The organism is Arcobacter rhizosphaerae, from assembly GCF_049472155.1.
Classification (GTDB): domain Bacteria; phylum Campylobacterota; class Campylobacteria; order Campylobacterales; family Arcobacteraceae; genus Arcobacter_B.
In genome coordinates this window covers 87,615-102,817 of sequence record NZ_JBMOVW010000002.1, presented here as the reverse complement: position 1 = coordinate 102,817, position 15,203 = coordinate 87,615, and the positions used below count along the sequence as shown (strand labels likewise).

Annotated in this window: 11 protein-coding genes and 1 tRNA gene; 6 read left to right on the top strand and 6 right to left on the bottom strand. The window is 26.4% G+C overall.

Annotated features, from left to right (window positions below):
- Nucleotides 1-113 precede the first annotated feature (113 nt).
- Both ACH5BH_RS03555 and ACH5BH_RS03550 read right to left on the bottom strand, forming a co-directional pair.
- Nucleotides 114-2,039 carry a mechanosensitive ion channel family protein gene (locus ACH5BH_RS03555; RefSeq protein WP_423297478.1) on the bottom strand — a complete coding sequence of 642 codons (1,926 nt, stop codon included), beginning with the start codon at nt 2,037-2,039 and terminating at the stop codon, nt 114-116.
- A gap of 202 nt (nt 2,040-2,241) precedes the next feature.
- Nucleotides 2,242-3,999, bottom strand: coding sequence for a sensor domain-containing diguanylate cyclase (locus tag ACH5BH_RS03550; protein ID WP_423297477.1), 1,758 nt, complete (start codon nt 3,997-3,999; stop codon nt 2,242-2,244).
- A gap of 145 nt (nt 4,000-4,144) precedes the next feature.
- Here ACH5BH_RS03550 and ACH5BH_RS03545 point away from each other — a divergent pair, with 145 nt between their 5' ends.
- Complete coding sequence (locus ACH5BH_RS03545) at nt 4,145-4,705, top strand: cysteine hydrolase family protein (protein WP_423297476.1); 561 nt, start codon at nt 4,145-4,147, stop codon at nt 4,703-4,705.
- A gap of 8 nt (nt 4,706-4,713) precedes the next feature.
- Nucleotides 4,714-5,400: a response regulator transcription factor gene (locus ACH5BH_RS03540; protein ID WP_423297475.1), complete on the top strand. Its 687-nt coding sequence runs from the start codon at nt 4,714-4,716 to the stop codon at nt 5,398-5,400.
- Nucleotides 5,401-5,411: 11 nt separating this feature from the next.
- Here ACH5BH_RS03540 and ACH5BH_RS03535 read toward each other — a convergent pair.
- The 3 genes from ACH5BH_RS03535 to ACH5BH_RS03525 all read right to left on the bottom strand — a co-directional run bounded on the left by ACH5BH_RS03535 (nt 5,412) and on the right by ACH5BH_RS03525 (nt 8,349).
- Nucleotides 5,412-5,495 (bottom strand) — tRNA-Leu (locus ACH5BH_RS03535).
- 205 nt (nt 5,496-5,700) lie between these two features.
- Nucleotides 5,701-7,827, bottom strand: coding sequence for a methyl-accepting chemotaxis protein (locus ACH5BH_RS03530; protein ID WP_423297474.1), 2,127 nt, complete (start codon nt 7,825-7,827; stop codon nt 5,701-5,703).
- A gap of 207 nt (nt 7,828-8,034) precedes the next feature.
- Nucleotides 8,035-8,349: a F0F1 ATP synthase subunit C gene (locus ACH5BH_RS03525; RefSeq protein WP_079579822.1), complete on the bottom strand. Its 315-nt coding sequence runs from the start codon at nt 8,347-8,349 to the stop codon at nt 8,035-8,037.
- A gap of 231 nt (nt 8,350-8,580) precedes the next feature.
- Between ACH5BH_RS03525 and ACH5BH_RS03520 the strand changes: the two genes are divergently transcribed.
- On the top strand, nt 8,581-10,641 hold the full coding sequence (locus tag ACH5BH_RS03520; protein ID WP_423297473.1) for a hypothetical protein: 2,061 nt from the start codon (nt 8,581-8,583) through the stop codon (nt 10,639-10,641).
- Between the two features lie 21 nt (nt 10,642-10,662).
- Here ACH5BH_RS03520 and ACH5BH_RS03515 read toward each other — a convergent pair whose 3' ends face one another.
- Nucleotides 10,663-11,367, bottom strand: a complete 705-nt coding sequence (locus ACH5BH_RS03515) for a rhodanese-like domain-containing protein (RefSeq protein WP_404306435.1) — start codon at nt 11,365-11,367, stop codon at nt 10,663-10,665.
- A gap of 168 nt (nt 11,368-11,535) precedes the next feature.
- Between ACH5BH_RS03515 and ACH5BH_RS03510 the strand changes: the two genes are divergently transcribed.
- Genes ACH5BH_RS03510 through ACH5BH_RS03500 form a run of 3 tightly spaced genes read left to right on the top strand, consistent with a single transcriptional unit; the run spans nt 11,536 to nt 15,201 of the window.
- The gene (locus ACH5BH_RS03510) at nt 11,536-12,891 is read left to right on the top strand and encodes an imelysin family protein (protein WP_404306433.1); all 1,356 of its coding nucleotides are present in this window, start codon (nt 11,536-11,538) and stop codon (nt 12,889-12,891) included.
- The gene (locus ACH5BH_RS03505; protein ID WP_423297472.1) at nt 12,869-14,260 is read left to right on the top strand and encodes a di-heme oxidoreductase family protein; all 1,392 of its coding nucleotides are present in this window, start codon (nt 12,869-12,871) and stop codon (nt 14,258-14,260) included. Before ACH5BH_RS03510 ends, ACH5BH_RS03505 begins: the two co-directional genes overlap by 23 nt.
- On the top strand, nt 14,260-15,201 hold the full coding sequence (locus ACH5BH_RS03500) for an imelysin family protein (RefSeq protein ID WP_423297471.1): 942 nt from the start codon (nt 14,260-14,262) through the stop codon (nt 15,199-15,201). Before ACH5BH_RS03505 ends, ACH5BH_RS03500 begins: the two co-directional genes overlap by 1 nt.
- The last annotated feature ends 2 nt before the right edge of the window (nt 15,202-15,203 follow it).

The following is a 15,203-nucleotide window of genomic DNA, read 5'->3' as shown; positions in this document are numbered from 1 at the left end:
ATATAATATAACTCCTAATATAACAAATAATTATATACAAATAAGGCTTATATTTAAGTTAATATATAATTATTTTATTATATATTTGAGTTTATTTTAGATTTTCACTTTGGTTATTTTTTTAACCAAAGTGATTGTGTAGGATAAGCAAATTCACAATTATTTTTCTTTGTTAGTTCAGATATTTTTACAATAACATCTTCTTTTACAGTAAGCCATTCTTCCCAATCTGGACTTTTTGAGAAACAATAAACTAATATATTTACAGAAGAAGGTCCAAACTCATCAATATAAACTAAAAGTGTTCTTTTTACTCCTTGTAAATCTTCTCTTTTGATTACTTCAAACTTTCTTGAACTTACAAGTGCATTTTTACTTGTAGCAATACCTGGATGATTACTTAACATTTCAAAAATATCATCTTTTAAGTTTATTATATCTTCCATTTTTGATTCATAAGTTATTCCTATACTCATATTAATTCTTCTACCAATTCTTCTTTTTGACCAGTTTAAAATATGTGTATTCGCAAGTTGTGAGTTTGGAATAGTAATCATGGCATTGTCAAATGTTCTTATTCTTGTTGTTCTCATTCTAATATCAATTACAGTTCCTTCAACATCTCCTGATTTTATCCAATCCCCTTGAGAAAAAGAGTTATCAGTCATGATACTAAGTGAACCAAAGAAGTTTGTAAGTGTATCTTTAGATGCTAATGCAATAGCAATACCCCCGACACCAAGTGAAGCTGCTATTGCTTTTATATCAATACCAAGTTGAGAAAATAAAAATAAAATTACTAAAAGAATTAAAATAACTTTTATAATTCTTAGAATAAAAACAATCATTTCTTTTCTTACATTAGGATACTTTTCTAATAAGTTTTGAGCATAATAGTTAATACTATTATTTAATATTGCATATAGTCCCCAAGTTAATAGTGCCATATAAATAGTATTTATCCAAGGAATTATTTTTTGTATAATTATTGGATCTTTAACTAAAATATAAATAGATATCTGAACAGATAAAATATATAAGGCATAAATTAATGGAGTATTGATTGATTTTTTTAAATAATCTCTAATCTCTTCTGTATCTTCATCATCAATATTCTTTCTTTGTACAAATATTTTTGCTATAAAACTTGCGATTAATGAAATGATTTTTAGATTTAGAAGTCTTATTAGGGCAAATATAAATAATACAACTATAAGTTCACCAATTGAAAATTTGAAATGATATGAAGTCAAGTTTGAGATAAATGATATTCCTTGTATAGAATCAATTTTTTTAACAAAATATTGTAGATTAAATTCATCTACAAAAAAGTTTGTTTTTCTAAAAGTTGAAATATTTTCAAGTAAATATTGAAGTACAAACTCTTGTGTATGTCTTTGATTATAGGCATTTATGTAGTTTTGAGTTAATTGTTCTGAAATATAATTTGAATAATCTTTATGTTCTTCGTAAATAGCCTCATATTTTTCAAGAGATGTTTTTTTCATTTTAGCAATACTGTCTTGTAAAAGTTTTACAAAATATTGTTTCTCTCTAAACTCTCTTTTCCCTTTAATAATATTTTTTAAAGTCTCTTCATAAAGCTTTTTTTCTCTTATATATATCATTTTCAATTCATCTCTAATAACGGCAACATCATTATTTGCTTTTTTATTAATAGCAATCTTATTAGATAGTAAATTTAATTCTTTTTTATATTTTTTGTCATTATCTAATGTTTCTAGGAATGACTCATTATTTATATTTCTAATGATAGAATCAAGAAGTTCATTTTGAAGTTTTATTTGTTTTTGTTCTTCTGATAATGGCTTTTTCTCTTTTTGTGTTTTTTTATCTTTTTTTTCTTCATTTTCAGCAATTTCTTTTTCAATTGTTTTTAATGAGTTGTTATTTATTATTACTTCTGACTTTTTATTTTCTTCTGCGGGGGGTTTAATGAGTTTTACTGGTTCTTGTGTGCTAGTTTGTGCAAACAAAAGCAAAGGAAGTAAAAAGAATAAAAATATATGTTTTTGCATATTGGTCTCCATAGATACTTTTTTAAATTATTATTTTTTGTAAAATGTTAAAATTTATTATAACTAAAACAGTTTTTAAATATATAAACAAGTTTTTAACATATTAGATTGAAATAGAACTTAAACTTATTTAATTATTTATGTTAATTATAAGAATAAAAAAAGAATAATTGTGTAATTTTAAACAGTAATCAAATAAATACTAATTTATTATAACTTTGTTTCGTCCTTGTTTTTTTGCTTGATATAGAGCAATATCAGCATTATCAATAACTTTTGAGATGTTTTCATCACATTTTAAATTCATTTGACAAACACCAAGACTAATAGTTAGTTTTATTTCTTTTGTATTTTCTAGTATGATGATATGTTCTTCTATAATATTTCTTAGTTTTTCTGCAATTTCTTTTGCATCTTTTTTATTTGTATTTGGAAGTAGTATAGCAAACTCTTCTCCTCCAAACCTAGAAACTATATCACTTTTTCTTGTGTTTTTTATTAATAAAGAAGCAATATTCTTGATAACTTCATCACCTACGATATGTCCATAAGTGTCATTTATATTTTTGAAAAAATCAATATCTATCATAATAACACTAATAGGAGAGTTTTGTCTTTTTGCTATTTCTATTAAGTTATGGGAAACTTCATCAAAATATCTTTTGTTATAAAGGTTTGTTAGATAGTCTTTGTTTGCTTCTTCTTTTAATTTTTTATGTACCTCTTCTAACTCTTCGATTACTTTATTTGATAAATTTGTTAATGCATCTAAAACTAAATAGTGTTTGTTCGAAATTATATTTTTTTCAAGCTTTTCATCAATAATTTTCTTTTTACTTTTAGTGTTTATTTTATTTGTTTTTTCTGAAAATGCTAAAATTGTTAAACTTACATTTAGCAAAGAGTTTTTATTATTTTTATGAAAAACTTCCCCATAAGTAAAAAAACCATAAGTTGGAGCTATTGTATTTAAAGGATTTAGTTCTATATCTATTTGAGATTGAAGAAAAGCTTTTCTTGCAGTACAACTATAAGTATAAATAACTTCAGGTTCAAAGTTTTCATATTCTAAAATATTTTTTTTAGTATTATTTAAAATTAAATCTACATTTCCAAAGGCAAATCGAACTTTATCTCCTTCTTCTAAATTTCCTATAGTTATTAATGAACCATCATCAAATTTATTTATAAAAGTTCTACAAACTTGGAAATCACTTTCATCATGTAATTTTAAAAGAGGAAATTCTGTAGCAGAAAAAGGAAGATTATTCCCTATTTTTTCTCCTAAGTATTTTTTGTAAACTTCACTTGCTGGTGTATGGTTTAGTTCATATAAATGATTCTTTTTTGCTTTTGTTACAGTCATTGTATGGCCAATTGGTTGCCAGTTTAATTGATAGTCAGTAAATACATTTAATTTGTCACTATTTAAAGCTACTGCAACAACACCTTTTTTATAGATATTATTTTTGTCAAAAACAAATGTTTCTTTAAAATCACCATTGTCTCCTGCAAGTCCGCCAGCTATTGGAATATTAGAGTTTACAGAGCTAATTCCATCTATGATATCATTTCCATTTGAATCTAAACCATCAATAAACAAAATCATGGCTTTAGTGTTTTCTTTAAAAAGTGTATTTGCTAAACATACTCCTGTTTGAAAATCACTTTCTTCTTTAGCATAAAAGTATTGTGTTGTAGTATGTTCAAAATTTAAAATTGAAATAATAATTTCATTTTCAGTAGTAACACCTTCATAAATTTCTCCTGAAGTTGTTGAGCCTATGTAGTTTAAAGAAGGATATCTTTCTTTCAAAATATTTTGAATCTGAACTATTTCTTTTCTTTTGCAAAGCCCACTAAAAATTTGAACCAAAGATTTGTTTGCATCAATTTGAGATAAATCTAGATTTTTATACATGTCTCCAAGGTTTTTAAATTTAAAGGTAATATTTTTCACACAAAGCCTATACTAATTTATTTATGTTCTCATTATAAGATATTTAATATATAAAATAGCTTTTAATTTATAACTTCTAAAATCACAATCCTTCTTTTTTCCTACAAAAAATAACTATAATTTTATTTATTAAAAAGGAGAAAATATGAACAACACAGCTTTAATAATAGTTGACTTACAAAATGATTATTTTAGTAGTTTTGAAAATGCTAAATATCCATTATTTAAAACAGAAGAGGCTTTAGCTAATGCTTTAAAAATATTAAATAAATTTAGAGAAAAGAATATGAAAATAATTCATATAAGACATGAATCAGTTGGAAAAAATGCTTTGTTTTTTCAAGAGAACACGCAAGGTGCTCAAATTCATTCAGTTTTAAATCCACAAAAGAATGAAGAACAAGTTCTAAAACATAATATAAATTCATTTAAAAGTACAGATTTAAAACAGATATTAGATACATCTAATATCGAAAATGTAATAATCCTAGGAGCAATGTCTCATATATGTATAGATGCAATAACAAGAGCTGCAAGTGACTATGGCTATAATTGTAGTGTTATTCACGATGCTTGTGCTTCAAAAGCAGTTGAGTTTAATGGCATAAAAGTAGAAGCTACATTAGTTCATGCTTCTTTTATGGCTGCACTTGAATTTGGTTATGCAAAGGTAAAAAGTACAAATGAGATATTAGAAGAAATTTAAGGTTTTTAATGGAACTAAACGATTTATCCGTTCTGTATATAATGCATAAACAAAAAAAAGAAGAGAATTTATATTCTCTTCTTTGTGATACAGTAAAAAAAGTATTTTGTGCAAATACAATAATAGAGGCAAAACAAGAATATAAAAAAGAGTCACCTTGTCTAATCATAATAGACAGTAATTTTGATGATTACTCAATAATAGATTTTATGAAAGAAGTTAGAGAAGATGATATAAAAACAGCATTTATAATACTAAGTAAAAGTACTGAAAATAAATATTTTGTAGAACTTATCGAATTGTATATTACAAAATATATATTAAAACCCTATGATAAAAATACAATATTAAAAGCACTAAATAAATGTATGGAAATAATAGAAAGAAGACTTTATAGTAACTTCAAACTAGCAGATAATATCTTCTTTAACTTTCAAACTCAAAGTATTATAAAAGATAATAAATCTTATGTATTAAATAAAAAAGAGAGTTTACTTTTAGACTTATTTATTCAAAATCAAGGAAGAGTTGTAAGCTATGAAGAAATAGAATATCATATTTGGGATAACGAATGTACACAAGCAGCTTTAAAGTCTCTAATTAGAGATCTAAGAAAAAAAACACATAAAAATATGATAAAAAACTATTCAGGAATAGGCTATAAGTTAGAACTTAAAAAAGCATTTAATAAATAAAGTTATAAAAATGGTGCGGTTGGGGGGACTTGAACCCCCACGGCTTGCGCCATACGCCCCTCAAGCGTACGTGTCTACCATTCCACCACAACCGCATTTAGGACGAAATAATACATATTTCTACCATAAATTACACTTAAATTGTACAAGTATTACTTGGTATTGATATTGTAAAAGTTGCTCCATCATTTGTATTTTTTACTTCAAGTGAGCCATTTAGGTAGTTCTCTATTATTTCTTCTTTTATTTAAAAGGTAATGTTAGCAAAAAATAATTTAAAACTAGGATTTTTTCCTAGTTTTATTTTTCTCTAAATTGTTTTTGATGAACAGCTTCAAGTATAGTTTGAGCTAAATCCGATGTATTTTTAGCGATATTGTGTGTTTGTGTAGCCACTGAGGCATTATTTTGTGTTTGTTGATCAAGTTTATTAATTACATCATTGATTTGTTCTATACTAGTTTTTTGCTCTTTTGATGACTCTGAAATATCTACAATAGCTTCTGTTGTTTTATAGATATTTTCATTTAATTTTTGATAACCATTTATCATTTCATCAGCTATTGTTTTACCATTATTTGTTTTCTCAGTTGCTTTTTCTACAATATCTTTGATTTCTTTTGCAGCTTCTGCACTTCTACTTGCCAAGTTTCTTACTTCTTGTGCAACTACTGCAAAGCCTTTTCCAGCTTCACCTGCTGTTGCTGCTTCTACTGCTGCATTTAATGATAATATATTTGTTTGAAAAGCAATTTGATCAATTACTGTAATTGCATCTGCTATAGCTTGTGTTTGTTCATTTATTTGATCCATCGAAACTACTGTTGAGTTAGCTAAATCTTGACCTTTTTTAATTGATTGTGTCAATTCTTCTGAATGTGAAGACATCTGAGTAATTCTTTCAGTATTATTTGCTACTGTACTAGTTATTTCTTCAAGAGCTGCTGCTGTTTCTTCTAGGGAAACAGCTGTTTCATTTGATGATTTATTTAAGATATCTACATTTGTTAAGAGTTTATTTGAACTCTCTTTTAATTGTAATCCATTGTGCTTATTTTCTTGAAGCATTTCATTAATAATCCTACATAGGTTATTTAATCCTTTTGCTACATTACCATTTGCATTTTGTACATCATTTGTAAAGTTTAATTTTGAATACTCTTTTAGTTGTTCTAAAATTAAGTTTATATCACTATTAACATTGTTTTTAATAGTTTCAATCATTTCATTTAATATATCTTTTAGTTCATTTAATGATTTATTATTCGTTGTTACTTCTACTTTTTTATTTAACTTTCCATCTTGTACTAAAGAAACTACTTTTTTTACATTTTCTATTAGTTCTCTATCTTTGTCTAAGTTTTTAGCAACTTCTTGCATTTCTGAGTCGATTAATTTAGCCATATTTCCAAACTCATCATTTGTTTGTATATTTAATTTTGAGATATTTGATTCTTCTGCTTTTAAATATCTAAAGAAAAATTTCAATCCATTTTCTAGTTGTTTTAAAGGAGAAAGGATTTTGATTAATACAAAATATAATATTGCTAGAATTAATACAAGTAATACTAAATATAGAATAATTTCTTTTATCATTCCACTTTCAATTTCTTCAAAAATTGTATTTTTATCAAGTTCAATTACAAAAGTCCAGTCTGTTCGTTTTATTGAATTATAGGCTATTAATTTTTCTGTATTATTCTCATCTTTAATTTCTAAAAATTTTGCATTTTTAGATGGTTTTAATAAAGAGTTAATAGAACTTTTTTTATTTAAGAGTTTTTTATTTTTATGGATTAATATCGTTCCGGTTTTATCTAATAAATAAGCAAAGCCTTCACCTTCTATTGATACATCAAGGATACTTTTTACGATTGTATCTATAAAAATATCAGAACCTACTACACCTATAGTTTTACCATTTTGTACAAGAGGAGTATAAATGGAAATTACTAATTTTTTTGTAGTTATGTCAATATAAGGTTTAGAAACACCAGACTTTTTACTTTTTATAGCATCTTTATACCAAGGTCTTGTTCTTGAGTCAAAATTGTCTTTTTCAATATTTAAAACCTTAGCATTTGATAATACTAATTCTCCTGTATTTTCAAAGCCTAAATATACATCTACAAATTTACCTGCATTTTTAGAAAGATATAATTTTTCTGCAAGCTTTTTTCTTTCAGATTCAGCGTCTATTTTTTCTAACTCTTTAGATAAAGCTTCAATTATATTAATTTTTGATTCTATATAGGTATTAATAAACCTAGAACTATTTTTTGATAAAGCTAGTTCTTCACTTTTTATACTTGAGTAGTGTGTTTTATAGTTATTTATAGTATTGTAAAATCCTAAAATAAAAAAAGATATTACAATACTAAATGACACAACGACTAATATTTTTGTTTTTATGCTAGTTGCTTTCATGATTTGTCCTTTAACCTTTATTTATTATAGTCTTTAAAAGTGTCATTTTAGAGGTATAAAACAAACAATATAACATAAAATTTTAAAAATAATTAGAGATAAATAAATATAATAATTAAAAAGAGTAGATGTTTATATTAGGCATAAAAAAAGGCCAAGAGCAAAAACTCTTGACCTTTCTTAGATATCAGTTCTGTAGTAGACTGATTACCCTAAGAATGGGTTAGCATATAATGCGATCATCGCAATTACTAATGCATAAATAACTTGTGCTTCGATCATCGCTAATGCAATGAACATAGTAGTCATTAATTTTCCACCTAAACCTGGGTTTCTAGCAGTACCAGCGATTGTTGCAGCAGCAGTGTTACCCATACCAATAGCACCACCAAGTGCAGCTAATCCAAGACCAATACCTGCAGCAACTACAGAGTAAGCTTTTAAAGTTTCGTTTGCAACTGCACCATCAGCAGCGAATGCAGCACCAGCGATAGCTAGCATTAAAAGAACGATTTTTTTCATTCTAGATTCCTTAATATTTTTTTGTTTTACAAAGTCCGTTCGGCTTGCGTATCCCTACTTATCACTTTGATTGGCGATATTATATCTTTTGGTATATTAAATAATTATTAAACAAAAAGCTTTAAAATTGAAAGTAAAGTTAAAATTAAGTTATTTAAAAAACTTTTTCAAAGTTAAATATTTGTATATTAGTTTATATAGTTATTTTTAGACAATTAAAAAGGATATATTATGAAAAAGTTTTTTATAGCATTAACCTTAATTCTTTTAGTGATGATAGGTTCTGTTTATGGTATTTTATTTACTAAACCTGGAAATAGTATCATTGCTTCATACATTGAAGATACAGTAAACTCTCAAAATAAAGAAGCAAAATTAAAAGTTAGAGATTTTAGTTTGAGTTTCAATAGTATTGATTTAGATATAACAATTGCAGATAGTTCTTATATCAATATAAATGGAGATTTAGACATCTTTGGGAAGAAAGTAGATTTAAAATATGATATTGATATCAAAGATTTATCTACTTTACAAGCTTTAATAAATCAAAAACTAAATGGTCCGCTACAAATAAAAGGTACATTTAAAGGTGATCAAAAGTTTGCTTTAGTTGATGGAGTATCTACAATAGCAAGTAGTAATACTTCATATAAATTAGAATTAAAAGACTTTGAACCTTCAAATATTAATGTTTTAGTAAAAGACGCAAAGATTGAAGAACTTTTATATTTAGTAAACCAACCCAAATATACAAATGGATTATTAAATATCACTGCAAATATAAAAAATGCAAAACCTGAAAGTTTGGATGGAAATATTGTATCTAGTATAACAAATGCAAAAATCAATAACTCAATTGTAAATAAAAGTTTTGGTCTAAAATTAAAAGATACAATTTCACTAAAGTCAAGAACAAATGCAATTTTAACACCAAACAAAGTAACGGCAAAAGCAACACTTATTAGTTCTTTAGCTACTATTTCTTCAAAAGAGACTATTATTTTATTAGATAAACAAACTGTAAACTCAAAATACAAAGTTGATATTACAAATTTAAATAAATTGGAAGATATCATCGGTATAAAGTTAAACGGAAAGTTTAATACAACAGGTACAGTTTTAGTAGAAAATGAAAATATAAAAATTGATGGACAATCAGATATTTTAGATAGTTTTACTACTTATCTTGCTTCTATAAAAAATTCTAAGGTAGATTTTATAAATGCTGATATAAAAGATGCCAAAATTGATAAATTACTTTATTTTTTAAATCAACCAAAATATGCAACAGGAATTTTAAACTTAAATGCAGAAATAAAAAATGCTGATATAAATAATCTTGATGGCTTAGTAACTACAAAAATTACAAAAGCAAAACTTGTAAACAAAGTAATAAATAAGCAGTTTAATCAAAAACTAAAACAAACAGTAAATTTTAAAGCTGATACAAAAACAAATTTAGAAAAAACAAAAGCAATTACAAATGGTTTAGTAACTTCATCTTTAGCAAACTTAGATATTAAAAATGCAATATTTAATATCAAAGAAGCTTCATTAAATAGTGATTATGTATTAAACATACCAAATTTATCAAATCTTTATGATGTAACACAAACAAAAATGAGAGGAAAAGTTGATTTATCAGGAAAACTTGAATCTAAAAAAGAAAACTTATTAGTTACAGGTACATCAAAACTTTTAGGAGGAGATTTAGACTTTAAATTAGATAACAATGTCTTTAATGCAAATGTAAAGAGTATAGAAATCAAAGAGTTAACTCATTTATTATATTATCCAGAAGTTTTTGATTCGTCTTCTGATTTAGCATTAAACTATAATCTTTTATCAAAAAAAGGAAAGTTAAAAGGAAATCTTATAAAAGGACATTTCTTACCAAATGATTTTTCAAGTTTGATAAATCAATTTGCCAAATTTGATTTAACAAGAGAAATTTATGAAAGTGTTGTAATAAATAGTGATATAAATGATATGGTTTTAAAAACAGTTATCAATATGAAAAGTAAAAATACTCAAATTGATGTAACAAAATCATTGCTTGATTTAAATAAATCTTATGTTAATGCAGACATAAATGCAAAAATTAGAAAATTAGATTTAGACTTCAATGTAAAAGGAAATATGAAAAGTCCAAAAGTAAGACTAAACACAAAAGACTTACTTAAAAACAAAATTGAAGAGAAAATAAATGATAAAGTAGGAGATAAGTTAAAAGAAAAGTTAGGAGATGAGGGTGCAAAAGATCTTCTAAATAATTTTAAAAAGTTATTTTAGATAAAAAAAGAGTAAGAAAATTTACTCTTTTTGTTTTAATTTTTTTGTTAAAGGAAGTGATACCATACTCCAAGCATGGACTCCTCCTCTATACCAAAGAAGTTTTTCTTTGGGATAGCCAATACTCATAAGATGTAAAATACTTTTTGATGATAAAGGACACCAAGCTCCATTACAAAAAAACACAGCAGTTTTTGCATTTGTAAAGTCAAATTTATCATCATCTATTACTTTCACTCCTAAAAGTTTGTAAGCTCTATAAAAATCCTCTTCAAAATCAAAATCATATTTTAAGTCATCATAGTAAATATTTACAGCACTAGGAATAGTAGCAAAATCAAACCAAGCTTTATTTCTTGCATCAACTAAGATATATTTTTCAGGATTTTTACTTGATTTAGAGTAAATAAAGTGCATTAGTTCATTTTCTCCTACATTTTTTATATCTTTATGAATTTGATTATTTTGTATAACACCAGTTGTTGTTATAAATACTTTTTTACAATTTTCATCAATATCTTCTTTTATATATGATTCATTAAAAAAATATGGACTAACACCAATATTTACACAGCTTTCATCAACTTTTCTTTCAATAGTATATTTTTCACTAGTATTGTTTGAGTATTTGTGAGTTACTTCAAAACCACTAAACTGAAGTGCAGTTGGATTTATAGCAAAGGCACTTAAACAAAAAATATTTAATATCAAAAATAGTTTATACATAAGAAATCCTTTTATAATTTATTTAAGTATAGATTTATTAACTTGAATAAATTCTTAATTAAATCTACATTGTTCTGATAATTATTATCATTTTAAGTTTAATAAAAGCTAGTTTTTGTTTTAATTACATTAATGATAATTGATATTAAAATTAAAAAAAGGAACATAATGTTTAAAAGAACGAAATTATTTGCAGCTTCATTATCTGTTGCGGCAGCATTAGCTTTAACAGGTTGTGCAACATCATCATCACAAAGTGCTACACCTACAGAAATGACAAAGGCAAACACAATTTTAGGTGCTTATTCTAATATTGCATTAGCTAACTATAGTGATGCATTAGATGATGCAATAAAATTAAAGTTTAGAATTGATGCTTTTGCAGCAAAACCAAACAAGTATACTTTTGAGCAAGCTAAGAAGGCTTGGTTACTTTCAAGAGAATCTTATGGACAAACTGAAATTTTTAGACTTTCAAATGGTCCAATTGATGCAGAAGAAGGTTGGGTTGCTGACACTTATGGTGCATTAGAAGGACAATTAAACGCTTGGCCTTTAGATGAAAATATGATTGATTATACTATTGATGCAAATGGTAAAAGAACTTCAGGAAATATCATTGATACTGCTGGTGTATTTAATCCAGGTGGAGAAGACGCACAAGCTGTAAATGTTAAGAAAATTACTGTTGATGCTTTAACTGCATTAAATGAAAATGGAGGAGAAGCAAACGTTTCTACTGGATACCATGCAATTGAGTTCTTATTATGGGGACAAGATCAAGATTACTCTAACTTTATCAAAGATTCAGTTACTAAGGGTCCTTTAACTGCTGGTCAAAGAAGTTTAACAGATTTTACAGTTGATAAAAATGCTGATAGAAGAATTGCTTATTTACAAGCAGCTGCAGATAAAATTGTAGCTGATTTAAAAATGGTTAAATCTGCTTGGGAAAAAGAAGTAAATGGTACAGCTGGATTATATCAAGCAGCTTTACAAGGTAAACTTTCAGGTGATAATGCTTCTAAAAATATCTCAAAAGAAGAAGCTTTAAAACAAATTATTGCTGGTATGGGTGTATTTATCAAATCTGAATTAGCAAATGAAAGAATTGCAGTTGCAGTATTAACTCCATCAGAAGAAGATGAACATTCTTGTTTCTCAGATAATACACATAGAGATATTGCTATGAATTACTTAGGATTTAGAAACGCTTTAACTTCTACATACAATGGTAAAAAATTTGGGCCTTCTTTATTAGATGCAGTTGACGCTGATACTAAACAAAGAATTTTAAATAAAATGGCATCAATTGAAGCTAAGATTAACTTAGTAGATGAAATGGCAAAAACTAAACAACATTTTGATTACCAAATTCAACCAGGTAACCCTCAAGCAAAAGTTATTGTAAAACTTAAAAATGAGATGAGAAAACTAGGTGATGAAATGGTAAATGTAGCAAAAGCAAATGGAATTAGCTTAACAACAGATGATGTTACAGATGCAGAAGAGACAAAAATTTAATTTTTCACTTTTACAAAAAGCTATTTTAACAAAAAGCCTTGTAGCAATCTTTGCTACAGGGCTTTTTGCCGTTAATAACGAGGGCAAATATTTCTCAACAGAAAAAAATAAGTCTTTACTTCAAAAACCTATTCAAGGTTTAAGTGATGAGGAATATGATCAATTTATTTTAGGAAGAAGCTTTTTTGTTATACCATGGGTTGAAGCACCAAGTGCTACAACTGCAAGGGATGGTTTAGGACCACTTTTTAATGCAAATACTTGTGTTTCCTGTCATCCAAGAAATGGTAGGGGTAGTTTATACAATAAAAGTATGAAGCCATCAAGATCACTAGTTGCTAGATTATCGATACCTTCAAATAATTCAAAAGAGCATAAAGAGTTTTTAGAAAAACAAGGATTTGTTCCTGAGCCAACTTATGGTTCTCAAATATCAGTTAATGGAATCCACGGAGTGCCTTTTGAAGCTAGAGTTGATATAAAGTTTGAAGAAGTAAAAGTAAAGTTTCCTGATGGGGAAGTAGATACTCTTTTAAAACCTAAATATAAACTTATTGATAAAAATTATGGGAAATTAGCAAAAAATACAGCTGTAACTTATAGAATGGCACCATCTTTAAATGGTTTGGGTTTACTAGAAAAAGTATCAGATGAAGAAATCTTATCAAATGAAGATGAGTTTGATAAAAATGGTGATGGTATTTCTGGTCGTGCAAATATAGTTTATTCTCCACTTACAAAAAAACAAGAGCTTGGAAGATATACTTGGAAAGCAAGTGCTGCTACACTTATTGAGCAAATAGCAGGTGCAGCAAATAATGATATGGGTTTAACAACTTTTTTACATCCAAATGAAAACTGTACTTCTTCTCAAAAACTTTGTAATGAAGCTCCCAAACCAAGAGATAAAGAAGATATCACTGATATGAGATTAGGTGCACTTGATTTTTATATAAAAAATATAAAAGTGTATAAACCTAAAGTTGATGAAGAGTATAATCACGGCTTAAAACTTTTCAAAGCCTTAGATTGTGCTAAATGTCATAAGCCAAGTTTAAAAACAAGAGATGGATTCGCTATTTCGCCTTTTACAGATATGCTTTTACATGATATGGGTGAAGAATTAAGTGATGGTAGAGTTGAGTTTAAAGCTAGCAAAAGAGAGTTTAGAACAGCACCTTTATGGGGATTAGCTCTTCATGAAAAGATAAATAAAAAAACACCAAGACTTTTACATGATGGAAGAGCAAGAAACTTCCAAGAAGCAATACTTTGGCATGGTGGAGAAGCTAATACTTCTAAAAAGAAATATATGAATGCTTCAAAACAAGATAGAGAAAAGTTAATTAAATTTTTAGAGAGGTTATAATGAAAAAACTATTAGTAGGAACAGCACTTTTAGTTTCTAGTGTATTTGCACAAACAAGTTTACACTCGATTTTAGAAAATGTTTCAGTACCAAATGTAAATAAATCTATTGAAGCTGCAAAAAGTTTAAAAAAAGATATGAATAAAGAAAACTTTAAAACTTTAGTAACAAACTGGAAAAAAGTTGAGTCTTTATATTTTGCAGGTGATATTGATGAAAACTATATAGATACACCAAGATATATAGATGTATATCATAATTTAAAAGAAGATTTAAGTGTTCAAATGAAAAGAGCAATTGCATCAGATGATGAACCTAAAGTTGCACTTTTTAAAAACTCATTTAGAACTATAAATGCTTTAGAATATGTACTTTTTAATGATGATACTATCACAAAAAGAGAAAAGCTTTTAGCTGTAAATATCCTAGATACTATTATTTCAAATTTAAATGATATAAAAGATGTATATAAAGAGTATTTAAATGGTAATGCAAAAAGCGAAAAATGGGAAAATTCACTTGTAATAAATACACTTATTTCAAGTTCTTATAAACTAAGAGAGTGGAGAATAGGTGAACCATCAGGTTTTGCTGCAAAATATAAAAATGATCCTAAAAATGAGAGATCAGAGTATTACTTAAGTAAAAACTCATTAAATGCGATAAAAGCAATACTAGTAGCACATGATGAAATCATAGGAGATAAATCTTATGAAAACTTCGCAACAATGGCTAAAAATGCTGGTGCAAAAAAAGCAATACTTGAAGCACAAGAAGCTTTAAATAAGTCATTAAAAGTATTAAAAAACTATAAAAATGATGACTTCACAAATGCAAAAGCTTTATATGAAGCAACAAAAGAACTTCATAATGCTTACTATTTATCTTTAGTGGAAGATTTAGCTGTAACTGCAAAAATTCTTGATGCTGATGGAGATTAAAA